The following is a 24,002-nucleotide window of genomic DNA, read 5'->3' as shown; positions in this document are numbered from 1 at the left end:
TTCGATCTAATTTTTATATTTTTGGCTTGCATGAATAAATGCATCGAATAGCATTTGCGCATATTTATCATGTACAATCGCCATCCCCTCTGGATGCCATTGTACACCAAGAACAAAGTCATGAATACTACTTTCGATTGCTTCGACTATCCCATCATCTGCAATCGCACAAACTCGAAGCGGTTCACGGATTGTCTTGGCAGCTTGGTGATGATAAGAATTCACTCTTATTTTTTCTTGTTGTAATATTCGGTATAGTAAACTTTGAGCGAATACTTTTATGGAATGATAAGGATATCCACGTGGAGCTTTCTGTTCATGATTAATAATAGATGCAGTTTGACTTGGTATATCCTGATACAAATCACCGCCAAATGCTACATTCAATAGCTGACATCCTCTGCATATTGCAAATATTGGTTTATTTTGCTGCAAAAATAATCTTACAACATGCAACTCCAGCTCATCTCGCTCCGGTACAATTACTCCTATCTGCGGTAGCGGTTCTTCACCATAATGATTGGGGTCTACATCTTCTCCACCAGTAAGCAATAAGCCATCACATGATCGAACCATTTTTTGGATCATCAACGGATCGTTTATGTTTGAAATAACAAATGGTATTCCTCCAGCCTGCACTATAGATTGGATATAGTCTTTATTGACATAATACTTTTTTTCATCTAAAGCCATCGTAACTGCAATCATTGGATACATGTTCTCACTCTCGCTTCATTTCGTTTTCCCTAGTTTATGCAAAAATAAAACTCCAGCTCTTGGATAGAACTGGAGTTTATTTTTATTCTCTTGCATGAGAACGATCTTCAAATAAATACTTGATGGCGTAAATACCACTTAACCCTACGATAGTGTAAATAATTCTGCTCAATAATGATGACTCACGAATCGCATCGCCACCAAAGATAGCTGAAACAAGATCCCATTGGAACAAACCAACAAGTAACCAGTTTAATGCACCAATAATCACTAGTGTAAGAGCTACTTTACCCATAAATAAAAGCCCTCCTTCAACAGATGTTTCTGTTAGTATGCATTTGCTGAACCAATTTCATACAAACGAAAGCTAAGAGGTTCTATGCTAGAAAAATGTACATACAAAAACGGTAAGCACATATGTAAACATGTGCTTACCGTTTTAAAATTTTAAGAAGTTGTTATGGGAGTTGAATTTTTTTCTTTTTCTTTTTGTTGGTATTCCTCAGCCAACTTATCAATTTCTTTCTTCAATTCTTCCACCATTTGGGCTTCAGGAATTTTACGGATGATTTCTCCATGACGGAAAAGCAATCCTTCTCCTCTCGCTCCAGCGATCCCGATATCAGCTTCTTTTGCTTCTCCAGGACCGTTCACTGCGCATCCGAGTACACTGACTTTAATTGGTGCTTTGATTTTAGAAATATATTCTTCCACTTCGTTTGCAATGGAAATCAAATCGATTTCAATCCGGCCGCATGTTGGGCAAGAAATCAAAGTAGCAGCATTTGCCGCTAATCCAAAGGTTTTGAGCAGCTCTCTAGCAACTTTTACCTCTTCCACTGGGTCAGCACTTAAGGAAATTCGCAAAGTAGAGCCGATTCCTTGGGTCAAAATAGCACCAAGTCCCGCAGCACTTTTTACTGTACCTGAGAATAATGTTCCTGACTCCGTAATCCCCAGATGCAGTGGGTAATCAAAAGCTTCAGCAGCTTTTTTGTATGCTTCAATAGCTAGTCGTACATCAGATGCTTTAAGGGAAACGATGATATCATGGAAATCAAGCTCTTCTAAGATACCAATATGGTATAAGGCACTCTCTACCATACCATCTGCCGTTGGATATCCATATTTTTCTAAAATACGTTTTTCCAAAGAACCAGCATTTACCCCGATTCGAATAGGTATTCCACGTTCTTTTGCAGCTTTCACCACTGCTTCGACTTTTTCTCGTCGACCGATATTACCAGGATTAATCCGAATTTTATCAATCCCGCCTTCAATCGCTTTTAAAGCTAATTTGTAGTCAAAATGAATATCTGCTACCAAAGGTACTGATATTCGTTTTTTAATCTCAGGAATAGCTTCGGCAGCACGCATATCTGGTACTGCTACCCGAACAATCTGGCATCCTGCTTCTGCTAATCGATTAATTTCATTTACGGTTGCTTCTACATCATGTGTTTTGGTTGTAGCCATACTTTGAATGACAACTTGGTCATTCCCGCCAATTTGAATATTTCCAACTTGAACTGGTCTTGTCTTCGTTCGATGAATCATGAGCGCTCGCTCCTTAAGAAGTTAGAACTAAATTTTGAAATGGATGTTTGCAGAAAAACATTTACGTCCACATCCATTTATTTCACAGAAACACAAAAGATAATACTTCTATCTTAGCATAAGAAGTATTGACAGATGATGTCAAATCACAAGTTCAGTTCAACATTATACCATATCCGGACAAGCGAAAAAGGGGCTGTCGCCCCTCTTTTTTAAAAAGATAGATGTAAATTCATCTATCAAAACAGCATTTCTAGCTTTAATTATGAGACCCCAAATTATTTTTTTCGAACTTTTTTGGCAGCAATACGCATCGATAATGGAATCATCCCAAACCAGCGATAAGACCATGGTTCTCGTTTTGCTGATCGAATCGCTTTTCTATCTTGTTTTGGGGTCTCCATAAACCAAACCATCTTTTGAATCATGTAGGTAATCCAATCTTTAAACGACATCGTTACCACCTCACTACTTAGCATCACCGCTTTTCATGAGATTAAACCAGATGTTTGCGATTTGATCAGCTACCTGAGTTTCTGAGAGATGACTGGTCGAGATGGTATAGTCTGCAAATTGATAGAAAGGTTTTCGTTTGTCATACAGCTGATAAACTCGATCTTCCAATGTTCCTCCTTGTAGCAATGGTCTGGAGGTATCTGACTGCAATCGATAAATGATTTCTTCAGGTTGTGCATCAAGGGCGAAAACCCATCCAAATTTATTCATACACACTCTATTTTCGGAACGAAGTACAATCCCTCCACCAGTAGTAATAATACTTGGATGTGTATTTTGAACTGCTTGTTCAATAACGCCTGTTTCGATGTTGCGAAAAGTCAATTCTCCATAATCTTTAAAAATGTCTGGAATAGAACTATCTCGATCTCGTTCAATGATTACGTCTGTATCCAAATGTTCCATATCAAGTGTATGAGAAAGAATTTGACCGACAGATGTTTTACCTGTACCCATAAACCCTATTATAATGAGATGTTTTTTCATAGTACGTATTATTATAACATGATCCCTACTCCAACCAATATAAGATTTGAAGGGTTTGTTTATCTAATTCGACCGCTTCTGTTTGCTGTATTCCTTTGCTTCCTTTCGCTATTGCCTTTACAAAGAGTGTTCCTGTTACTGATTCAAATACATAAACGTCAACTGTATATTCTCCAAATGTCTTTTGTTTTGCTGAGTAGTCATTTGGGTTTGTTTGAAGCTCTGATTGCCGGAAAGCTATTGCGCTTTCTGCTGCATAACCAGCCTGTACCATCGCCAAACGCATTTGGTCACGTTCTCTCCATTGCATCCATTCTTTTGAAGCATATAGAAACAATGTAGAGATAAGAGCAATGAGGACCATCACAGTAGGTAAAACAAACCCCTGCTCTTTATTCATCTATACGCCCCCAAATGTAAGCTATTCCCTTGAAAATTGCTCCTTGATCTGATAAGGTAACATGCATTTTCCATCCTTTTGGCAACTGCTCATAATGAATCTTTTTGATGTGATAAAGCAAAATGGTATTCCCTTTAAACGGGGATTTTTCACTCTGTTTTAAACTGCGAATGAGTTGCTTATTTTTTACTGTGTATCGCACTTCTCTGCCATCTTTCATGATCATAATGAAATGATTGTCACTTTCCACCATCTTAACTCCATTTGCCGCATCGTACATCAATTGGATCTGAAATTGATCAAACTGTTCCCACAATTGATATTCTGCCAATTGCATTTTCACACTACTTGTAATTTGATAAAAAAACCCAAAAATCAATGGAAAAAAAGACATAACCAAAGCAAAAGAAAGCATCATCTCTATGTAGGTGAATCCACGTTCTGAAAGCGGTATACCTCTAGTTTGATGGATCTGGTTTGCCCATGAGTGTTCTTCCATTTTATTTTTACTTGTATATTCCATAGTGATTGTACGTGGGTCACCTCTTCTTCTATTTGAAATGGTTTGATCAACCGTGTACTCTTACTTATCTTCAAATCACTCAGTTGCTTTTCTATCTGAGATTGTGCTAACATTCTAGCCTGATTTTCCAACATTCGACCATTTGTGAATGATTTTCCTGTTAAATAAATTGGTACAACAAAGGATAATAATGTGGTAATTACAGCCAGCGCAACAAGTGTCTCTACGAAGCTAAAACCCCTCTCCTGTTTATGCATCAAACTGTATTTTTGTCGTCCCACTAGCCACTTGAATGACAACTTTCATTTTTTCTTTGTTGTACTGTTTCAAAATAATCGTCCCTCCACGTACTTGTCCTGTCTCTTGGAAGACCACTTCATTATTTTTATAATTACTATCAATTTGAATATCTTCCGGTAACTGAATTTGTTTGGTGATTTTTTTGTGTTCCATTGTGGTAATATCGTCATTTGTAAATCGGACAAGTACCTCTTTTTCTTTTGACATTGCTAAAAGCTGAGCTTCTTTCAGCTGGGAAGTGATATCAAAACGAAGCTGCGTATAGGTAGCTTTCGATATTAATGCAGTAATATCAGGCACAGCTATAGAACAAAACAGACCGAGAATACTTATGATACAGAGCAGCTCTACTAGTGTAAATCCAGCTTCTCTTCTCAGTTTTTTTGGCATACTATCTGGATCTCCTCTTGCTTCTTCACTAATCGATAGGTACCTGCATCACCAGGACAGCTTGGAACACTACGTAGATACTTCTTTGTCACTAGTTCTTGAATAGTTTTTGGGTAAACTCCAAAATCCAGATAGTAATTATCAATCTGCATCGTGATCATTCTGCGGTTTGCTTTATCTGCTTGAACATTTGCTTTCTTACTAGCTGAAATAAAATTTGGTAAAGCAATAGCGATAATAATTCCAATAATAAATAGAACAACCAGCATTTCCACTAATGTAAATCCTTGTTCTGATTTCTTCATCATTTCCTCCTACTGTACAGCTTGAATAAGTCCAAACATTGGCAAAAACAAAGATATAACTACGATTGCCATGATCAATCCAATCAAAAGAGTCAGAATTGGTTCCAAATAGGTCAACCATCTCTCCAATTTTTCTGTAAGCCATTCTTCTGTTGTGATGGCTAATTGATTTAACATTTCCCCCAACTTCCCTGTTTCTTCACCTAAAATAACGGTTTGTGAAAAAATCGGCAGGAGTTCATTTGGATTTTCTAAAACAATGGTGCTCAGTGTCGCACCTTCTATTAATTTTTGCTTGGTGGCCGTGAGGTACTGACAAAGGGAAGGCCATGGGGTTACCTGCTCCAAGAGAGTAAAAGACGAAAGCATTGGTACACCAGATGACATGAAAGAGCCCAATTGGAGAGATAAATACTGCGTATATCGGTAACGGTAATAAGTTGTAACAAAGGGAATACGCCTGAAAAAATGTTGAAACCTTACTCTTCTTCTTCCCCACACACCAACCATAACGATAAGAAATCCAATCAAAAGTAGATAAGGAAACCATGCTGAAAATAAAAATACCAACCGTGTTGTATAAGGCAGAGGAAACGAAAAAGACTCATATAATCCAGAAAATGTCGGCAAAACAGCAACAGAAAGAAAGAGCAAACCAACACAGAGGAAACAGAGGATAAATAAGGGATAAAAAGTGATTTGCTTTATTTTTCGTAACCACTTTGCTCTTAATTGGTAATACCGATGACATTGATGCAAAGCAAACAGGATATCTCCATGATGCTCTGCAGCTTCGATAAAAGAACAAAAAATAGCCGGCAGTTTGATGCAGCGCAGTGCGGTTGAAAAACTTTCCCCTTTTTGGATGGTCTGGATTAGAAATTGTCCATCATCGGAAGGGATAACATGCTGAGTCGTTAACATATATAAGCTGTCTAGTAAAGTTAAGCCGCTTTCCAACATGTTACTTAAGTGATAACTGAAGGAAGCTATTTTCTCTTCATTCCACTTACCCACGTTCTGTCACCTCCGTTGCCATTTTGCTCCACTCCTCTTTTGTAGTTAAACCAAGTTCCACTTTTTTCCTCAATGCTTGTTCCATCGTTTGGTAACCTTTTGTTTGAAAATAATGTCTTAGTTGCCCAACTGTCGGTTTCTTCGTAATGAGACTTTGGAGTTCCATATCTACAGGTAGAACTTCAAAAATACCAGATCGTTCATAGTAACCGCTTGATCGACATTTTAAGCAACCCAAGCCTGAACATGCATCACAGGAAAGACGAATCAATCGTTGAGCAATCACTCCACTAACAGCAGAGGCGACGAGATATGCTGGTATACCCATATCAATTAGCCTTGTAATGACACTTGCTCCATCAGTAGTATGAAGCGATGTGAGAACAAGATGTCCAGTCAATGCTGCTTCTATTGCTATTTCTGCGGTCTCTTGATCTCGTATTTCTCCAATCATGATGATATCTGGATCTTGTCGAAGAATAGCTCGCAGACCTTTGGCAAATGTAAAACCAATTTTGTGATGCACTTGTACTTGATTTACCCCTGCTAACTGCAGTTCAATTGGGTCTTCCAGAGTAATAATATTTTTTTGCTGGTGATCAAGAAGGGATAACAACGTATATAAAGTTGTTGTTTTGCCCGCTCCAGTAGGTCCTGTTACTGCTAACAACCCAGTTCGCTGCAATAGCCTCTTCACTCGCTCTGCTTCTATCTTTTCCATCCCAAGTTGATTCAAAGTAGTAGAAGACAACACCCCCGGCAACAGCCGAAGCACCATTTTTTCACCATATAGAACAGGCAATGTAGCTAATCGTACTTCTAACAAGGTTTCTCCGATTTGAACCGTCATCGCTCCATCTTGTGGCAACCTTCGCTCTCCGATATCTAGTTGACCCATTATCTTCATCCGAGAAATGATAGCTTTTGCTTCTTGAATAGGCAGGCGCGCTGTTTCTGTAAGATAACCATCAATACGTTGTCGAATAATGAGGTTCTCCTTGCAAGGCTCTAAATGTATATCGCTAGCACGGTATTCAACCGCTTCAAAAAAGAGATTGTTAACAAATGTAATTACATCCATTTTTTTCACCTCCTAAAAAACAGAACGTATATTTCTATTTCGACCTATTAAACCTTGAAACCTCCTATAATGACAAAAAAAGTAAAAAAATAGACAAAATAAAAAGGCCCTTTCGGCCCATTTACGCAAATATATCGTAATTTTTCCCATAGATGCAGGTAACGTCATCATCTACTTGAATAACTTGTCCATCGAGCAAATCAATATTAATTTCCTTGCCTGTTGTAGTAGATAGAGTAACAGTTAAAGATTTGCGAATTCTGGGCTTGAGTAAGGAAGATTTAAACTCAAACTGCGTCGTCATTTCTTCTTCGACAGAAACGGTTCCTAACTTCTCATCTAACAATATTTTGTAATAAGGTTGAGCAGAAAAATGCTTCATAAAAGCCTGTAATTGATCCTTTTCCCCTGATACACGCAATGTTAACATAGTACGAGCCACTCCTTGTTTTTTTATACGAAAATATGAATGAAAGCGATTTCCAATACCCCTATTTAAGTATAAAGCCCAACTTGTCGGGACTCAATAAATATTAAAATCTCTTTTCATCTCCAAAAACGGTAATAATTTCCGTTTTTTCGACTAAAAATCCACAAAAAAGGTCAAATTAATATTCTCCATAATAATGACAGAAAAATCCATGTGTTTTAGAAGGAAAACAAGATTTGACATCGAATCTTTGAACAAACAAAATAACATCAATAGGCAGGGATCAACCAGATGGATCGATATAATTCGCTAGACTTCGGCAAAATTGTCCGTAAACTGAGAACATCTCGGGGTCTCCCTATGAAATTTTTTGAAGATAAAGAGATTTCCCAAGGTACGATTAGTAAGATTGAAAGGGGTGATCCGACTGTCAGTACGCATAAGCGGTTTTACTACTTAGAAAAGCTAGGTTATAGTACGGATAAACTGCCAAGGCTACTGGAACAAGAAAATAACTCTTCTCAACTTGAACATCTACAATTAAAATCACTGGAGACCATCATCGATTTGGTCGGAGCAAAGGCAGGATTAAAGCAACTGCGAGAATCCGGTCTGCAAGAAAAACTTCATGTCAAACCAATGGTTAATTTCTTAAAAGGGAAAATTTATTACCAAAAAAAATCCTACGATAAAGCCAAAACTGTGCTATTGGAAGCGGTTAAACTAATTGATCGAAATCTTGGTGTTTGGGAGTCAACCAATTTAAAATCATCTTGTTTTGGTGAACTTGCCCGCATATTTTTTCAAGAAAAAAAGTACGACGAAACCATTGCTTACAATCAAAAAGGGATCGATTCGTTTGTGGAGCAAGGTTCCAGAAAATACACCAAAGCTATTCTTTTATCTAATCACTCTCTTTATTTATTGAAACTAGATCTTTTAGAAGAGAGCTTGGAGATGGTGAAAAGTTGTAAGCACAATCTTGGATCACAAGAAACAGGCCTTAGCTTTATTTATCCTTATAATGTAGAAGTAAACGCCCTTATCGAAAACAAGTGCTACACCCAAGCTATTCAAAGTGCCGAACTCGGTATAGAGATCGCTCGAATCAGCCAAAGTTATGATCGATCTTTTCAGCTATGGAGCAGCTTAGGGGATATTTACTTCGAACAAGAAGAATTTTCAGTCGCACTTATCTGCTACCAAACTGCCTTACGGTTAAAACCGAGAGTTAGTTATGAAAATTGGTTTACATACATTCGTCTGCAACTAGGTCTTATTTATATTCAAAAAAGAGATTTCCCCCAAGCGGAGGCACAATTGTTGGACGCCGTCAAAACCTCCGATGGAAGTCGGATGGATCACATATATGAAGTTTACAATGCACTTGGAGATCTGTATCTCCAGCTGGAAAATACAGAAAAAGCTGTTAGTTCCCTGCAAAAAGCTCTACATATTGCCCAAGATCACAAACTATACAAACAAGAGAGGGAAGCGCTGACCAAGCTGTGCCAATGTCAAAACTATCTGGATATAGACCAATATCAAAACTATGTAAACAACTTAGTATCTGTCAGTATCCAACTCCAAAGAGGAGGTGATGAATGATGCGGAAAACAACCAGCGAGCCAATTCATACTTAGATGATGAGAATAGGTCTGATTCTTATATTGCTATTATTTGAGCTAGCCGAGTGGCTAGCTTTATTTTTTTTGGATATTCAAAAATTCCTTGTGTTAAAATAAAAGAGAAACCTTCCGATAAAAAACTGGAGAAATGATGCGTTTTCTGAAACGTGCCAAGGGAACTGGCAAGGTCGGTGGCTCTGCCATTTCCAAGGAGTTCATCAAGGAAAATGTCCCTGTCCTGCTTACCAAGTTTACTATTGCAGAGACGGTACTAAAGAATCTTGGACTTTTGGGTAAGCGTGTTCCCATGTATCTAGTTGTGGACTATTCTGGATCCATGCGCAAGTTCTACCCTCGGACCATGCAGATTATCTCAGATCGTACCCTTGCAGGAGCAGCCCATCTAGATGACGATGAAAAGGTTCCTGTTATCGCGTTCAGTACTGATCTAAACGGTACAGAAACCGCTGATCTTACTGAACACGCTGGTTTCATGGAGCGATTTATGAGGAAGCTTGGGAGTATGGGAGGCACAAACTATGCTCCTGCTTTCCGCAAGCTTCTCTCCCTTCATAAGAAGAAGAAGCAAGGGCTTGTTGTTTTCATCACGGACGGCGGTCCGCAGGACCTTGATCCGGCTGAAAAGCAGCTTCAAAAGCTGTTCGATAAGAACTTGTTCGTTCAGGCACTTGCTGTTCGGGATCCATACAGCAATTACGATGTTCTGAAGGGATGGAAGCGGAAGTATCCGAAGAATTTCGGTTTCCAGGAAGTGGATATGAGCATGCAGGATGATCAGTTCTACAACCTTGTATTCGGAGAGTTTTCAAAGGTTGCTTGATTTCTAAAAAAAGAAAAAAGTTGCATCTATTCCGTTTGAATAGATGCAAGAGCCAGCACACTGCATTTGCGAAAGTGAATGTAGTGTGCTGGTACCTGAATATACTATGTGCTCACATATAATTGCTTGCTGAAAACATCTTACCTTCTCGAAAGGGTAGATGTTATTTTCATAACCCTTTTAATTTATTCCAATATTATGATAATATAAACTCATCCTCATCCTACTATATATCCACATAAGGAGAAAATCATGGCTGAATACGAAATACGCATTGGCAGCGGTTGTATTGCAACAGCAACAGTGCAGTTTGCAGCAGTTCGCAGTATTCTCACGGAAGTCCGAGTCGATCAGCATAGTGGCAAGGGATGCACCTGCATTCCCAATGATGCACCTGTTGCAGAGAAGGTAAAGGCTTATGGCGATTACATGCGATCAGATCTGCGACGCAAGTGTCTTGGGCTGGAATACCGCAAAGGCAATCGTATCGGGGTACTTTGCTAATGTAAGTACCTGTGATAATTCCCAGCATGATAACAAAGAAACTTTTATCATGCTGGACGCGGATAAAATGTATTCTCCAAATAGAAAGAGCCTATTTTCAACCAAGAAAGTAGGCTTTTGTTTGAAACTGTCTGAACCCCTACGATTAATCATTGGGAACTCACAGAAAAATAATTATTAATCTAGACAAACGCTCGAGTATTTCATGTTGTTTTATCGAATTTTTAATTTTAAATAATACACTATTTTCTCCCTCAACACTATCTGGTACCATCAAGTTAACGTTCTAAAGCCTAAGAAAAGAGGATGATCTAATGGGTATCCATGCTGTTTCCGTTGGTAAGCGTCAGAGCTGCTCTGCCAGGGTAGTGGTTGCAAAGGGTGGATTGATCACCAAGTTGGAAGTAACAAGCCATGCTGACAACTGTGGATGCAGCAAGTCAACTGTCCTTCCTGAGCTTATCAAGGAATACGGCGGTCAACTCTTCCTCGGTATCACTGGCTGTGGAGACTTGAAGTACAAGGGGCGACTGGGAATGAAGAGACTCGTTCCCTGTTAGCATCCTAGGACTCTTCCCTTCATATATTTTGCTGTATGGAGGGAGAAGAAAAACTCATGATTCTTCATGCATAATAAATGTCCAAACTCCCCATACTATTTTTAGCGATGGGGAGTGGCCAAGTGGCAAGGCAACGGACTTTGACTCCGTGATGCGTAGGTTCGAATCCTGCTTCCCCAGTTAAAGAAATAACGCCATGATGGCGTTATTTCTGTTTTATTATATACGATCGGTTTGTTATGATACTCGAAACACTCATTAACTCCACGTTCTAACTCGTCATAATCTCGAAAAGGAATAACGATTTGTGTCGGGTCCCCGACGGATTGCAGTAACTTAAAACGCATAGGACTATTGTGTCTATACCGCTCCCACAACCAAAACGCATTTTCCTCCACATCCTTTACATGGCTCATAAATTGGACACCACAATACAACATATTCACTCTAACGCTTTGAAAGTAATCAGAAGCAGCTTCTACGTCTACTTTTCGTTTTGCTTGGTAATCAGCAAAAAACTCAGTTGCTTTTGGTGGATAACCTAGAATATCCCCAAATATACGTATATAATCTGGATTCTTACGATTTTTTCCATTAGTGTTAACTAAAAAACGTCGTTTTAACGCTTCATTTTGAAAATACAAAGTAAATTCCTCGTTACAATCGTAGTACGGATATACACTAAGCTTGTCCAATTTAACAGCATCTAGCTTTGTACGATTTTCGTAACACGATGGCTTTATACCTTTTAAAAAGCTATCTAGAGAGGATAAATACATAGCACAACTCCCAAAACATAGAATTACGATGATTATATCATTTCTAAGAAAAAGAAGAGAGGGAAAGCTCTCCCTCTCTTACCTATGTCTCTTTCACTTCACTGAAATCTTCGCGCCCACACTCTGGGCAATATTTTATGCCGTCGTGTGTAGTTTGTGTGGTGCCTTCACAATCACTATCGAACGAGCAAAACAACACAGGATTTTTCAGCATGCTTTGCACCTCCTCAACTTTGAGGACTACACTATATCATTGTAATAGAAGGAATTGAATGTCAATTACAAATTATCAAAATGATCATTATACTATTCAGCAAGGTAAAGAACTTTGACTTCGCTATTTCGTAAGTTCGAATGGCTCCCCAGCCAAATTAGACAGCAGGGGTGATCCCTTTTATGGATGCGCTTTTTTGCTGCTTATTCTTATGTATCTCACTTTATATAAAATTACATGTTATAATAATTATGTCCATAAGATTCTCTAAAATCAGAATGAGGTTCCCATGGCAAACATTAATCCCCTGAAAAAGGCAAAGGAACTCCGTGAGCGGATGGAGCCAGATGGATTTATGCATCGTGGTTTCATTCCTGATTCAGACTTCCAGCCTCTTGCTCGAATGTTGTTTGATGAGCTTATTCAGTTGGTCGAGAACCTCACTACAGAGGTAGAACATTTGAAGAAAAAGGGCTAGAACAATCCTATGTGACTACTGGTTAATATCAAGTAGTCACATCCACTATACAAATATTTCTATACAAAAAGACGTTTCCTTTTTAGGATTACGCCTTTACCTTTTCTCATGAGGGACAAGTTTTGGAACGCAGAAAAGCAAGATTAAGATGGCTGTCGCATATGGTAAAACTTCTAAAAACTCCACATCCATCACATATTGAAACACCCAAGGATCATGAATGATGAGATCTCCTGCAATATACCCTAAAACCGCCCCGCCCAAATAGAGGATAAAAGGAAACTTGGCGATAAATCTCGCGACAAATCCACTTCCCCACATCAAAAGCGGTATACTCAGTGCTAAGCCAAATAAAACAAGCCACACGTTTCCATGTGCTGCTCCCGCAACTGCCATGACGTTATCCAAACTCATGACGACATCTGCGATGATAATGGTCTTAATCGCACTGCGAAAAGTACCACCAGCTTCTACATGTGTTTTTTCATTCGCATCACCGATAACCAATTTACCTGCGATGAAAAAAAGTAAAAGTCCACCTGCTGTCATCAAAAAAGGAATATGCAGCAAATAAGTTGCTACGGTTGTTAGCGATGCTCTCAAAACCACTGCTATACCTGAACCAATTAATATCGCACGTCTACGTAGTTCGTTTGGTAATCTCCGAGCTGCCATTCCAATCACAACAGCATTATCTCCACTTAACAGAAGATCGGAGAGGACAATGGTAAACATACTGATCCAAAATGTAGTTTCCATCTCTTTCTTCCTTTCCCAGTTTGTCCTCATCCTTACTTTATGAGAGGATTTGAAGAGCTATAACCAATAGTGGTTAGATAATTAGCAGAATGAAACGTATTATAAAAAAAGCTGCTCATAAGAACAGCTTTCCCCAGCTCGATTCTCACCATGTCAGGTAGATATCGTCATCTCTACAAATGAAAATCAACTATTTCTATACCTTCTACTGCTTCTGATACTAATTCTTCGACTTCCATCTTTTGCTCTTCTCGCTCACATACTTTGATCGTTGGTTTTGTTTTTGGTTGTTCTGGTACGAATACAGTACAACAATCTTCATAAGGAAGGATAGAAGTCTCATAAGTTCCAATCTTTTTTGCTATCTGCATGATTTCCGTCTTATCCATGCTAATAAGAGGACGCAAAATCGGTATCGTGGTAACATCATTAATAGCCTGTAAACTTTCTAACGTTTGACTTGCTACTTGTCCCAGAGATTCACCAGTAAAAAGTGCTTTCAGATCATATTGCTTGGCTACTTTTTCCGCGATTCGAAGCATCATGCGCCGCATGATTGTAATGCTGTAATTTTCATAACAATGCTTTCGGATCTCTGTCTGTATATGAGTAAAAGGTACGACATAAAGACGTATTTTCCCACCAAAACGGGTTAATGTTTGGGACAAGTCCAAGACTTTCTGCTTTGCTCGTTCGCTTGTAAAAGGATGACTGTGAAAGTGTATCGCATGAAGTTCTACTCCGCGCTTTAATGCCAAATAACCCGCAACAGGACTGTCAATCCCCCCAGACAACATGAGCAAAACTTTGCCGCTTGTTCCAACTGGCAGTCCTCCGACACCTGCTGTCTCTTTTCCATATATATAAGTTCCTTTAATTCTTACTTCCACTTTGATTTCCAACTCTGGATGATGCACATCTACTTTTGCATGTGGAAAATGATCCAAAATATAGGAACCAATCCGAGGGTTTATCTCACCTGTACGAATAGGAAATCTTTTATCTGCACGTCTGCTTTCCACCTTAAACGTAGATATACCAGGGTAAGAGGAAAAAATATTAGCAGCAGTCTGCTCCATTTCCTCTATCTGGGAATTGATGCGAATTGCCGGGCTAAAACTTACAATTCCAAAAACATCTTTCAGTAATTCCATGATAGGCTCAGCAGGATGCTCACCAAGCTCAACAAAAAGCCTGCCGTGTTCTCTCGTAACTCTAACACTTTCATAATCCTTTAGTTTTTCACGGATATTTCGGATAAGGCGATCCTCAAATAATTTTTGATTTCTACCTTTTAAAGAAAGCTCGCCATATCGAATTAAAATAACATTCCAGTTCATCTTATCTACACCTTTATCCACTGTTGTAAAGTAGGTATAACGTTTTGTAATGCTTTTTGACAATGACTGATATCTGTAGCTGTTGTTAACATTCCCATGCTAATTCGTATACCACTTATTGCTTCCGATCTTTTCCTCCCCATCGCAAGCAATACCCTGCTAGGTGATTCTTTTTTGGAAGAACAAGCGGATTTGCTTGATACAAAAACGGTTTCGTCTTCTAATGCTCTAACTAAAACCTCCGATTTAAGTCCGACACAGGAAAAATTCAGGATATACGGCACACCTTTTTCTCCATTTATCCGAATTCTTTTTAATGATGTAAGACTTGTCAGGAGTTCCGTTTTCCAAATATGTGTATTTTGTAAAAAAGATTCTCTTTTGGCTATAGTTATCTCCAATGCCTTAGCCATTCCTGCAATTAGAGGAACAGCTAATGTCCCTGATCGAATTCCCATCTCTTGTCCCCCGCCGATCAATAACGGAGCGATTTGTTTATTTTTCCGCAGATATAAAGCTCCAATACCTTTTGGGCCATGAAATTTATGCGCAGATACAGATAAAAGATCTATTTTCATTGTCTGTACATCAATTGGTATTTTGGTAAAAGATTGTACGGCATCTACATGAAAAAAAACTTTTGGATAACCTGTTAGCAGATGACCAATTTCTGCAATGGGCTGTACCGCTCCCATTTCATTATTGACATGCATGACAGATACTAAAATGGTTTCGTTAGTGAGAGAAGCTTGTAATTCTTCTAGTGATATCATACCGTTTTCATCTACCGAAAGATAAGTTACTGCAAATCCTTCCTGCTCCAACTTTTGGAAAACTTCATAGACAGAGTCATGCTCAATAGTCGAAGTGATGATATGCTTTCCTCTGTTCTGATACCTATTCACAACTCCATGGATAGCTAGATTATTTGCTTCTGTACCACCTGAAGTAAATATGATCTCTGATGGTTTGGCATGAAGTTCATCTGCTAATTTCTTCCTTGCATCTTCTGCTGTTTGCTCTGCTTGAAAGCCGAGTCCATGGAGGGAAGCAGGATTAGCGTATGTATGCTCAAACATCCAACTGACGGTTTCGATCACTGCTTTGTATGGTTTGGTTGTTGCACTATTATCAAGGTAATGCATAGGATTTGTGTCCTTCCTGAAAATCTCATAAAATGTCATCGTATCAAAAATATAATAAAATACAACATTCACCTAGAAAGATACAGCAAAAAAAGGCGAATGGTATTCGCCTTAGATGTGACAGGAATCGATGCCTCGTTTTTGCAAATAACGCTGGTGATATTCTTCAGCTGGATAGTAGGTGGTAGCAGGCGTAATTTCAGTGACAATAGGCTTGGAAAACTTTCCGGATTTATCCAATTCTTGTTTCATTTTTTCTGCTTGTTTCCTCTGTTCTTCATCGTGATAAAATACAGCAGATCGATATTGTGTACCTTTATCAGGTCCTTGTTGATTTAGAGTAGTGGGATTGTGATTTTCAAAGAATATTTGCAGTAACGCTTGGTAAGATATTTGATTTGGATCAAAGTCTATATCAACTACTTCGGCATGTCCTGTTTTATCGGTACATACGTCCTCATAAGTTGGATTTTCCTTCGTTCCACCTGTATATCCGACAGAAGTATGGGAAACTCCTGGTATTTTACGAAACGTTTCTTCAACTCCCCAAAAACAACCCGCACCGAATGTAGCCTTAGCCATGATTGATCCTCCTTATTGTAATCGGAATAACTGTATTTGTTGTTTGGCCCTATCATTTTCTTCTGGTGTTAGTACCAATGATTCTTTTGGTCGAGGAAAAGGTTGTAAAATCAGATCCAAATAAGTGATCTCTCGATAGTTTACCTCAATTAAGATGCCAATATCTATCAACAACTGTACCATATCTGAAATGGTAGTTGGGTACCTCAACGAAGATCGAACCAAAATGGATTCACACCATTGTTCACGCAAATATAATTCATGATGAACATGATACGACATCAGTTCTTGCTTATGGATCTTATCTAACGGAAATGGTTCCATAGCTAATTTCTTAGCTTCTTCCTCCATATAAAAGAAAATTTCTGATTTGGAATAGCCTTGATATATAAATGTAACAACACTCAGCACAACTGAGTTCATTCCCTGTGGCAAATATAAGTTCCAACCAAGCTCAAAAAAAACTGCTGGTACTTGTAAATAATCTTGCTTCCAGCCCGTACTGAGAACTGTTTGAATGCGCATCTTTTTCCCCTTTTCTGCGCTATTCTCTCATTGTTTTTCACCTTCAAAAAATTAATTAGCCTCGACGGAATTTTGCAATCCATTGATCCGCTTTTGAAGCTAGTTTTGGAAATTGAAGACGAAGTTTGTGTAACCATCTTCTTGCCCAAGGGGTAGTTCTTGACAAAAGGGCAAGACCGATTAGAAAGAAAATCCATCCTTGCATGATTGGAAGTAATGACCCAATAACACCCAAAAGAAGGAAGAAATACCCTGCAATTGTTATGAAAACTCGCTTTACTTTTTGATTCATTGGACTATCGCCACCCCCACTCCATCTCCTAATGGCAAAATCATAGACTCTAAACGTGCATGATTGGCTAACATATCCGTCACTTTTCTAACAGCTGTTGGAGCTGGATGCTGATCATTTTTATCTAATACTCTCCCACCTAAGAAGAGATTATCAAGAACGATCACTGCGCCTGGCGATGCTAATTGAATCACTAGTTCTACATAAGTTGGATAATTTACTTTATCTGCATCAAGGAAGAAAAAATCATACTTTTTATTTTCTTGGACAAGCTTAGCTAGTTGCTCTAATGCGTCTCCTATAAGAATGGTTACTTTATCTAAATAATGTAATTTGGCTAAATGCTCCCTAGCTAAATTAGCATGTTCTTCTTTGAGTTCAATAGTAGTACAGTGTCCGTCATCCTTCAACCCTCGAGAAAGACAAATTGTACTATATCCTGCTAAGGTACCTACTTCTAATATTTGTTTAGCACCTGTCATTTTCACCATCATGGTCAGCCATTTGCCCACTTCAGGTGGAACAGAAATTAGCGGTAAGCCTAATGACCTCAATCGTGAATCAATAGAGCTAAGTACCTCATCTTCTTCTACAAATAAATGTTGAATGTAATTTGTATAGTTCATCCGATTCTCCTTATCCGAATATGAAAAAACACAAGCTATCGTTAGTTTGTGTAGTGGATGAAAATGTACAGCTTTGTATTTCCTAAAAAGGGAAACGGCTACCCCTTATCATAAGGTAAACCTATTATATAATAGATATCTTAGACTGAAAAGAAAAAGCCTCTCTATGGAGAGGCTGCTAAAAAATAGCCATTAAAGGAAATGCTAGTATCCTGACAAGGAGAACAAACGCACCAATACCAATTGCCCACCATCCGGCAGTACTGCCTCTTTGTGCTCCCACTATCCCCAAAATGATTCCAAGTGCGGACAGAATAAAGGGAAACAAGAAAAAGGCCAATAAGGACAAGATTAGAGCGGTTACACCAATCCCAGAACCATCGACTTCTTTTTTCTCCGTACGAGAAGTGTCAACTGGATTTACATTAGACGGTGATAACTCTGCAGCAGCTTCTACATCGAGTTTTTTATCTTTGTTGTCAAGATTTTCTAGCTGATTCTTCTCCTTCGTATCCATTGAATGCTCCTCCTGACCTTAGGAAACTATTCTTAGTCTCTTCGATCAGAATAAAAACATACACTGATAAAATTGTTATCTATTTCCTAGCGCATTACTTTCTCAATTCTTTCTAATCTTGTCAATATTTCATTTATTATAGCATCATACTCACTCATGTTCGCCTGAACTGCTTTATGTCTTGCAGTATTTTGTTTTTTCGATGTTGTTAGTTGTTCTTTTAGATACTCATTCTCTTTGAGTATGTCTTCGTAACTTCGGATAACAAGGTCAAGAAATTCATTTACTTCGTTTACATCATAACCACGCATAGATTGTTTAAAGTCTTTGTTAAAAATTTCCATAGGCGTTAAACGTTTCACGATTGAGACACTCCTATCAACATCAACGTTTCATTTTTTTATTATATACGAATTATAAGGTTACAGTAAAGTTAACTTCCCAATCAGCAAGCTTTTTCCAATTGAATTTCAATGTCTAATTTCAAAAAAAGAGATGGAATTATTATTCCATCTGCTACTGCTTATGTGAATATCTTTCAACCATTTTTCTGAAATTCGGGTTAGACGATACATGTACTTTTTCGATAGCTACATCCATATCTTTGACCAGTGCTGGTATCTCTACACGAAGATGCCCTAATCTCTTGTTATTCTCTTTTAGAGACACAGCTACATATGCTTGATTTCGAATGACGACTACCGTAGCTGCTTCTACTTGTGGGTACGTTTGTATTATTTTTTTGGCGATCTCTTTTTTGACTCTTGCCCCTGAAGTAGGAGATTTGTCGGTGATAAAGTTGGCATTGTTCGTATAGAGCGGGTTGGTATGATTAATATTGGTATGATATCTAGTTGGTAACATATTTTGTTCTTGTACTGGGTCTTTTGATTGATACCTTGCACATCCTACGGCATTTGTAAGAAGTCCAACCATAAGACAAATCATCCACTTATGCAAAACATTTCACCTCTCATTATTTTGAGAAAGAATATAAAGTAAAATAAACCGAATTAGTTCCATGAGGGCTACTAATGCCCCTGCTACATAAGTAAGTGCAGCAGCATTTAACACTTTCTTTACCCCTGACTCCTCGTCTCTTGCTATGATTCCTTCTGAAAAAATAATCTGTTTTGCCCTATTGCTTGCATTAAATTCCACAGGGAGGGTAACAAGATGGAAAACTACCGTTATCAGATAGAAAATAATCCCTACTAGGATCAGGTTTGATAATTGCAGAAAAAAACCAATTAAAAGTAGGAAAGGTGCAGTTCCTGAAGTGATGTTTAATAGTGGCACCAACTTGTGACGAATCACTAGAGCACCATAATCTTCTTGGTGTTGCAAAGCATGTCCACATTCATGAGCAGCTACTGAAATAGCAGCTAAGGAAGTTTTTGCATAAACCGCCTCAGATAGACGCACTACTTTTGATCGAGGATCGTAATGATCACTAAAACTCCCTCTAATCGGCTCAACTGTGACATGGTGTAATCCATGTTGGTCTAGGATATATCTGGCAACCTCTAATCCAGTGTATCCTGATTTTGCATGTACACCTGACCAAGTGCGGAAAGCATACTTTACTTTTATCTGTGCCCAAACCGTAATCACCACTGCAATGACCATTAGAAAAATATCAATCACAAAAAACATATAAATCCCTACTTTCTTTTTCTATCTTGTGCAAGTGAAGGATTTTTATCCACTATGGAAAATATGGGTATAGAGTGCTTTTTTCTTATTCCTCTCCTTTTTCAGTGCAAAACTAGAGCTTTGGTTTTACTTTTGATAAGATATCCAAGAACATGCAAATGAGGAGTTTTTCAATGCAACGAACAAAGCCGGATTTTTGGCTTATCCTTTTGTCGTTTATCTTGGTCGGATACGGTCTTGTAATGGTATTTAGTACAAGCTACTATAAAGGCATTCTTGATTATCAAAATGCTTATTATTTTTTTAACAAACAATTGATTTTTGCTGGAATTGGCTTGGTTCTTTTTTTTATCTTTTCCAATATCCCCTACCATTGGTATCGCAAACATGTGGGAAAATTTTTGTTGGTTTCTCTTTTGATGTTACTTTTTGTTCTGATGTTCGCTGATGAAACAAACGGAGCTCGAAGGTGGATTAAGATTGGGTCTTTTACTTTCCAGCCATCGGAGTTTGTAAAGATTGTACTGATCTTATATACAGCTTCTATCATGGTTAAGAAACAAGAGGTTCTCCACAATTTTAAAAAGACAATTTTACCTCCTCTGACCGTAATTACGATCTTTTGTGGTCTACTGGTGATACAGCCGCATTACAGTGCGACCATTATTATCTTTACTACTTGCATGATAATCATCTTTTGTGGAGGCGCTAAGCTGCGTCAACTGTTTTTGCTAGTTAGTGCAGGTATACCTGTATTAGTTGGTGTACTATTTCTCGATCAGTACCGAATAAACCGCGTTATGGCATTATTCGATCCGTTTAGCGATCCACAAAATCATGGTTATCAGGTAATCTATTCGCTTTATGCTATTGGTCCTGGAGGAATTACGGGGGTAGGGCTTGGAAAAAGCATTCAAAAGATGGCATACTTACCAGAAGCACACACAGATTTTATATTCTCTATCATTGCCGAGGAACTAGGTTTTATAGGGGCAGGTACACTGATTATTCTATTTGCTATTTATGTGATAAGAGGTGTTCGCATCTCGCTTCGAGCTAGAGATTTGTTTGGAACTTTACTTGGAATCGGGATCGTCAGCCTATTCGCGATTCAAGTAGTGTTTAATCTCGGAGTTGTAACTGCGTTATTACCTGTTACTGGTGTGCCACTGCCATTTATCAGTTATGGTGGTTCTTCGCTTATGTTCCAATTGGTTGCTACTGGGATATTGTTAAATATTTCGCGCTATCAAGCTGTGAGAAATAAACCTGCTGTAAAAGCTGATGAAAAATAAAAAAACCTGCTATCTTATGTTGATAGCAGGTTTAAGTATGTAAAAAACAACATTATCTATGATTTTTATTTACCGAGCGCGATTCTGATTCCAATAATAAAAACCATACGAAATAGCAGCAAGTGGCACGATAAAGATGAGAGCTTTTGCACCAAAGCGATGAATGTATTCAAATACTACTTCCCAATTGGAGCCTAGTACATGACCTAATCCAATAAAAGTAAAGCACCAAACAAATGCCCCTATATAAGCAAACACCATAAATCTCGCAATAGACATACGTGCAATACCAGCTAAATAAGCCGTTACATGTCGTACTCCTGGGATAAAATAACCGACAAATAACAGAGCACTCCCGTATTTGCGAAATAAGAGATTAGTAATGCGCAATCGTCTTCGAGTAATAAATATTTTACTCCCATATTTACGTAAAAAAGGATAACCTAGTCGCCTACCCAATATATAACTTAAAGAAATACCTGTAGCGGAACCTAATAGGGCACTAAGGAAGGTAGAAATAAGATGCAACTGCCCAATAGAAGAGAGGTAACCAAGAAATGTTAACATAATCTCATCAGGTAGAGGTAATCCAACAATGCCAAGCACAAAAAAAAGAAATACACCGATATTTCCATAGTCTTGTAAAAACTCAACTAACCATTGATCCATGGTACAACCCCGTTTACCAACGCATTATTAGCTAGAATATACAATACCATAAAAAATACAATTTCACCAAATGCAAAAAAACGGTCCAACAAACAACCGTTTTTTAAGAAGAAAAAGATAAGAAATCATTTCGTTTATCTTCATCTATTTTTTGAATGACTTTGACCATTAAATCTACTACATTTTCCACGTCTTTTTTGCTTACCATTGATACGTGGCTGTGAATGTAGCGTGCAGCTACTCCAATTACGATTGAAGGGACGCCATTGTTGTTCATATGAAATTTGCCAGCGTCTGTCCCACCCCCAAGCATCGTTTCGTGTTGAATTGGTATTCCGTTCTCTTCAGCAGTATCCATCACTAAATTTCGCAATCCGATATTTGGTATCATGGTAGCATCCATAAAAGTAACCAATGGACCTTTACCCATTTTTGGATGATTGGAATGTTCTTGTCCTGGTGAATCTTCTGCTATTCCCACATCAATTGCAAATGAAACATCAGGATTCACTAAATGAGCAGCTGTTTGAGCACCTCGAAGACCTACTTCTTCTTGAACCGTTGCCCCTGCAATCACCGTATTGGGATGCTCTTCTACTTGTAAGCGACGTAATATTTCTAAAGCTACATAGCAGCCAAATCGATTATCTAATGCTTTCGCTAATATTGTATCTTGATCCGGAAGTATTTCAAAAGGACAGACAGGCACGATGGGATCACCGATACGAATTCCCCACTCTTTAATTTGCGTATCACTATGTGCTCCTACATCAATATACATTTCTTTTATCGGATATACCTTATTTCGTTCTTCTGGAGCTAAAATATGGGGCGCTTTTGAACCAATCACACCAGTGAACTTACGATTTCCAGACATAATAAGTACTCGCTGTGATAAAAGAACTTGACTCCACCAACCACCTAGCTGTGCAAATCGCAAATAACCTGTTTTGGTGATTTCTGTCACCATAAATCCTACTTCGTCTAAATGGCCTGCAATCAAAATACGTGGTTTGTCTGATGTTCCTTTTTTTTCTCCGAAAATACTTCCCAGTCCATCTCCAATAATCGAGACATCAAACTGTTGTAGTTCCTGTTTTACCAAATTACGAACTTCATGTTCATATCCAGAAACACCATTTGCTTCTGTCAATCGTTGCAACAATCGCATTTATATGATCTCCTTTAAAATATTTCTTGTCCAAAATTGTCAGATGCATCTGCGATCGCTAATGAATTTTCTAGTTGATTAATGATTTGCGAATAATATAGGGATGCTTCTGTCGTATGACCCATTTGAATCAGATCATGATATGCTTGATAACTATCACGAAGCAATCGAAATTGTTCCTCGAATTCATGGGAAGTCAGCATACTAGGTCTACCATCACCTTCTTCATCGTAATAGGTTTTATAACGATCCAAGTATGCTTGATAGCTTGCAAATGGCTCCATTTGTCGACCTGCCTTTTTGCTTATAGGATGAACCAAGATGTGCATTATTATCCACTTACCAAAAAAGACTAGTATCCTATTCTAGTCCCAGACTGAAGAAAAACTACTTCTGAATCGATTTTCAGAAGTAGTTTTAACATAGACAAATAAAAAAAACGAAGATAGCGGAGCCTGCGTCACCGCCATGTGACTAAATTCTTGAGGTTCGTGTTAGCAAAATGAGATCGTGCTGATTACTTTCTTCTTTTTTATGTTTCGCTAGTAACGTGATCCCTCATTTATTCTTTTTATTTAACAAAAAAGCTTGTCGACCTTCTTACTTTGTCTCGACAAGCTGAAGCCAGCAACAATTGGCTCTTTTATAGAAAAGTGATTATTTGCTCTGGCTCCGCGGGACACGTGGTGTGTGTTCGCG

General features: G+C 38.3%; 33 protein-coding genes and 1 tRNA gene. 7 read left to right on the top strand and 27 right to left on the bottom strand.

The window, feature by feature from the left end; translation table 11 throughout:
* Positions 1-6: 6 nt before the first annotated feature.
* The 13 genes from GSM42_RS08020 to GSM42_RS07960 form a co-directional block, all read right to left on the bottom strand.
* Positions 7-717, bottom strand: a complete 711-nt coding sequence (locus GSM42_RS08020; protein WP_160801030.1) for a gamma-glutamyl-gamma-aminobutyrate hydrolase family protein — start codon at positions 715-717, stop codon at positions 7-9.
* 82 nt (positions 718-799) lie between these two features.
* The gene (locus GSM42_RS08015; RefSeq protein ID WP_160801029.1) at positions 800-1,012 is read right to left on the bottom strand and encodes a DUF378 domain-containing protein; all 213 of its coding nucleotides are present in this window, start codon (positions 1,010-1,012) and stop codon (positions 800-802) included.
* A 152-nt stretch (positions 1,013-1,164) separates the two neighbouring features.
* On the bottom strand, positions 1,165-2,274 hold the full coding sequence (gene ispG, locus GSM42_RS08010; protein ID WP_160801028.1) for a flavodoxin-dependent (E)-4-hydroxy-3-methylbut-2-enyl-diphosphate synthase: 1,110 nt from the start codon (positions 2,272-2,274) through the stop codon (positions 1,165-1,167).
* Between the two features lie 278 nt (positions 2,275-2,552).
* Entirely contained in the window at positions 2,553-2,729 is a 177-nt protein-coding gene (locus tag GSM42_RS08005) for a YqzE family protein (protein WP_160801027.1), read from the bottom strand.
* 13 nt (positions 2,730-2,742) lie between these two features.
* Positions 2,743-3,246, bottom strand: coding sequence for a shikimate kinase (locus tag GSM42_RS08000; RefSeq protein ID WP_160801026.1), 504 nt, complete (start codon positions 3,244-3,246; stop codon positions 2,743-2,745).
* A 55-nt stretch (positions 3,247-3,301) separates the two neighbouring features.
* A complete protein-coding gene (locus GSM42_RS07995) occupies positions 3,302-3,676 on the bottom strand; it encodes a type II secretion system protein (protein WP_160801025.1) in 375 nt (124 codons plus the stop codon).
* On the bottom strand, positions 3,669-4,175 hold the full coding sequence (locus GSM42_RS07990) for a type II secretion system protein (RefSeq protein WP_237446512.1): 507 nt from the start codon (positions 4,173-4,175) through the stop codon (positions 3,669-3,671). The genes GSM42_RS07995 and GSM42_RS07990 overlap by 8 nt, the downstream gene beginning before the upstream one ends.
* A complete protein-coding gene (locus tag GSM42_RS21335; RefSeq protein WP_420820978.1) occupies positions 4,097-4,456 on the bottom strand; it encodes a type II secretion system protein in 360 nt (119 codons plus the stop codon). Before GSM42_RS21335 ends, GSM42_RS07990 begins: the two co-directional genes overlap by 79 nt.
* Positions 4,449-4,889: a prepilin-type N-terminal cleavage/methylation domain-containing protein gene (locus tag GSM42_RS07980; RefSeq protein WP_160801022.1), complete on the bottom strand. Its 441-nt coding sequence runs from the start codon at positions 4,887-4,889 to the stop codon at positions 4,449-4,451. Before GSM42_RS07980 ends, GSM42_RS21335 begins: the two co-directional genes overlap by 8 nt.
* A complete protein-coding gene (locus tag GSM42_RS07975) occupies positions 4,874-5,197 on the bottom strand; it encodes a competence type IV pilus major pilin ComGC (RefSeq protein WP_160801112.1) in 324 nt (107 codons plus the stop codon). Before GSM42_RS07975 ends, GSM42_RS07980 begins: the two co-directional genes overlap by 16 nt.
* A 6-nt stretch (positions 5,198-5,203) precedes the next feature.
* On the bottom strand, positions 5,204-6,211 hold the full coding sequence (locus GSM42_RS21150) for a type II secretion system F family protein (protein ID WP_160801021.1): 1,008 nt from the start codon (positions 6,209-6,211) through the stop codon (positions 5,204-5,206).
* Complete coding sequence (locus GSM42_RS07965; RefSeq protein ID WP_160801020.1) at positions 6,204-7,292, bottom strand: GspE/PulE family protein; 1,089 nt, start codon at positions 7,290-7,292, stop codon at positions 6,204-6,206. Before GSM42_RS07965 ends, GSM42_RS21150 begins: the two co-directional genes overlap by 8 nt.
* 121 nt (positions 7,293-7,413) lie before the next feature.
* Positions 7,414-7,722, bottom strand: a complete 309-nt coding sequence (locus GSM42_RS07960; RefSeq protein ID WP_160801019.1) for a hypothetical protein — start codon at positions 7,720-7,722, stop codon at positions 7,414-7,416.
* Between the two features lie 360 nt (positions 7,723-8,082).
* Between GSM42_RS07960 and GSM42_RS07955 the strand changes: the two genes are divergently transcribed.
* The 6 genes from GSM42_RS07955 to GSM42_RS07930 all read left to right on the top strand — a co-directional run bounded on the left by GSM42_RS07955 (position 8,083) and on the right by GSM42_RS07930 (position 12,726).
* On the top strand, positions 8,083-9,330 hold the full coding sequence (locus tag GSM42_RS07955) for a tetratricopeptide repeat protein (protein ID WP_160801018.1): 1,248 nt from the start codon (positions 8,083-8,085) through the stop codon (positions 9,328-9,330).
* A 168-nt stretch (positions 9,331-9,498) separates the two neighbouring features.
* A complete protein-coding gene (locus GSM42_RS07950; RefSeq protein WP_160801017.1) occupies positions 9,499-10,191 on the top strand; it encodes a VWA domain-containing protein in 693 nt (230 codons plus the stop codon).
* Between the two features lie 252 nt (positions 10,192-10,443).
* A complete protein-coding gene (locus GSM42_RS07945) occupies positions 10,444-10,695 on the top strand; it encodes a hypothetical protein (protein ID WP_160801016.1) in 252 nt (83 codons plus the stop codon).
* Between the two features lie 314 nt (positions 10,696-11,009).
* Positions 11,010-11,255, top strand: a complete 246-nt coding sequence (locus GSM42_RS07940) for a hypothetical protein (protein ID WP_160801015.1) — start codon at positions 11,010-11,012, stop codon at positions 11,253-11,255.
* 108 nt (positions 11,256-11,363) lie between these two features.
* A tRNA-Gln gene (locus tag GSM42_RS07935) sits at positions 11,364-11,435 on the top strand.
* A 1,102-nt stretch (positions 11,436-12,537) separates the two neighbouring features.
* Entirely contained in the window at positions 12,538-12,726 is a 189-nt protein-coding gene (locus GSM42_RS07930) for a hypothetical protein (RefSeq protein ID WP_160801014.1), read from the top strand.
* 96 nt (positions 12,727-12,822) lie between these two features.
* On the opposite strand, the gene GSM42_RS07925 is transcribed toward GSM42_RS07930, so the two are convergent.
* The 11 genes from GSM42_RS07925 to GSM42_RS07875 form a co-directional block, all read right to left on the bottom strand.
* Positions 12,823-13,485, bottom strand: a complete 663-nt coding sequence (locus tag GSM42_RS07925; protein WP_160801013.1) for a TerC family protein — start codon at positions 13,483-13,485, stop codon at positions 12,823-12,825.
* A 173-nt stretch (positions 13,486-13,658) separates the two neighbouring features.
* Complete coding sequence (thiI, locus tag GSM42_RS07920) at positions 13,659-14,825, bottom strand: tRNA uracil 4-sulfurtransferase ThiI (protein ID WP_160801012.1); 1,167 nt, start codon at positions 14,823-14,825, stop codon at positions 13,659-13,661.
* Between the two features lie 5 nt (positions 14,826-14,830).
* On the bottom strand, positions 14,831-15,970 hold the full coding sequence (locus GSM42_RS07915; RefSeq protein ID WP_160801011.1) for a cysteine desulfurase family protein: 1,140 nt from the start codon (positions 15,968-15,970) through the stop codon (positions 14,831-14,833).
* 111 nt (positions 15,971-16,081) lie between these two features.
* A complete protein-coding gene (gene msrA / locus GSM42_RS07910) occupies positions 16,082-16,552 on the bottom strand; it encodes a peptide-methionine (S)-S-oxide reductase MsrA (protein ID WP_160801010.1) in 471 nt (156 codons plus the stop codon).
* Positions 16,553-16,564: 12 nt separating this feature from the next.
* A complete protein-coding gene (locus GSM42_RS07905; protein WP_160801009.1) occupies positions 16,565-17,077 on the bottom strand; it encodes a DUF6042 family protein in 513 nt (170 codons plus the stop codon).
* Between the two features lie 55 nt (positions 17,078-17,132).
* On the bottom strand, positions 17,133-17,369 hold the full coding sequence (locus GSM42_RS07900; protein WP_160801008.1) for a PGPGW domain-containing protein: 237 nt from the start codon (positions 17,367-17,369) through the stop codon (positions 17,133-17,135).
* Positions 17,366-17,995, bottom strand: coding sequence for an O-methyltransferase (locus GSM42_RS07895; protein WP_160801007.1), 630 nt, complete (start codon positions 17,993-17,995; stop codon positions 17,366-17,368). Before GSM42_RS07895 ends, GSM42_RS07900 begins: the two co-directional genes overlap by 4 nt.
* A gap of 178 nt (positions 17,996-18,173) precedes the next feature.
* Positions 18,174-18,512, bottom strand: coding sequence for a DUF4190 domain-containing protein (locus GSM42_RS07890; protein WP_160801006.1), 339 nt, complete (start codon positions 18,510-18,512; stop codon positions 18,174-18,176).
* A gap of 86 nt (positions 18,513-18,598) precedes the next feature.
* A complete protein-coding gene (locus GSM42_RS07885) occupies positions 18,599-18,874 on the bottom strand; it encodes a DivIVA domain-containing protein (RefSeq protein WP_160801005.1) in 276 nt (91 codons plus the stop codon).
* A gap of 154 nt (positions 18,875-19,028) precedes the next feature.
* On the bottom strand, positions 19,029-19,472 hold the full coding sequence (locus GSM42_RS07880) for a YhcN/YlaJ family sporulation lipoprotein (protein WP_160801004.1): 444 nt from the start codon (positions 19,470-19,472) through the stop codon (positions 19,029-19,031).
* A 6-nt stretch (positions 19,473-19,478) separates the two neighbouring features.
* Positions 19,479-20,168, bottom strand: a complete 690-nt coding sequence (locus GSM42_RS07875; RefSeq protein WP_160801003.1) for a zinc metallopeptidase — start codon at positions 20,166-20,168, stop codon at positions 19,479-19,481.
* A gap of 173 nt (positions 20,169-20,341) precedes the next feature.
* Here GSM42_RS07875 and ftsW point away from each other — a divergent pair, with 173 nt between their 5' ends.
* Positions 20,342-21,463, top strand: a complete 1,122-nt coding sequence (gene ftsW, locus GSM42_RS07870; RefSeq protein WP_160801002.1) for a putative lipid II flippase FtsW — start codon at positions 20,342-20,344, stop codon at positions 21,461-21,463.
* Between the two features lie 69 nt (positions 21,464-21,532).
* Here ftsW and GSM42_RS07865 read toward each other — a convergent pair whose 3' ends face one another.
* The 3 genes from GSM42_RS07865 to GSM42_RS07855 form a co-directional block, all read right to left on the bottom strand.
* A complete protein-coding gene (locus tag GSM42_RS07865; protein WP_160801001.1) occupies positions 21,533-22,132 on the bottom strand; it encodes a DedA family protein in 600 nt (199 codons plus the stop codon).
* A 103-nt stretch (positions 22,133-22,235) separates the two neighbouring features.
* A complete protein-coding gene (locus GSM42_RS07860; RefSeq protein ID WP_160801000.1) occupies positions 22,236-23,303 on the bottom strand; it encodes a M42 family metallopeptidase in 1,068 nt (355 codons plus the stop codon).
* A gap of 14 nt (positions 23,304-23,317) precedes the next feature.
* Entirely contained in the window at positions 23,318-23,632 is a 315-nt protein-coding gene (locus GSM42_RS07855) for a hypothetical protein (protein ID WP_160800999.1), read from the bottom strand.
* Between the last annotated feature and the right edge of the window lie 370 nt (positions 23,633-24,002).

Origin of the sequence: Shimazuella alba (genome assembly GCF_009831235.1) — a bacterium.
Lineage (GTDB): Bacteria > Bacillota > Bacilli > Thermoactinomycetales > Thermoactinomycetaceae > Shimazuella > Shimazuella alba.
This window is presented reverse-complemented; position numbering and strand designations above follow the sequence as displayed.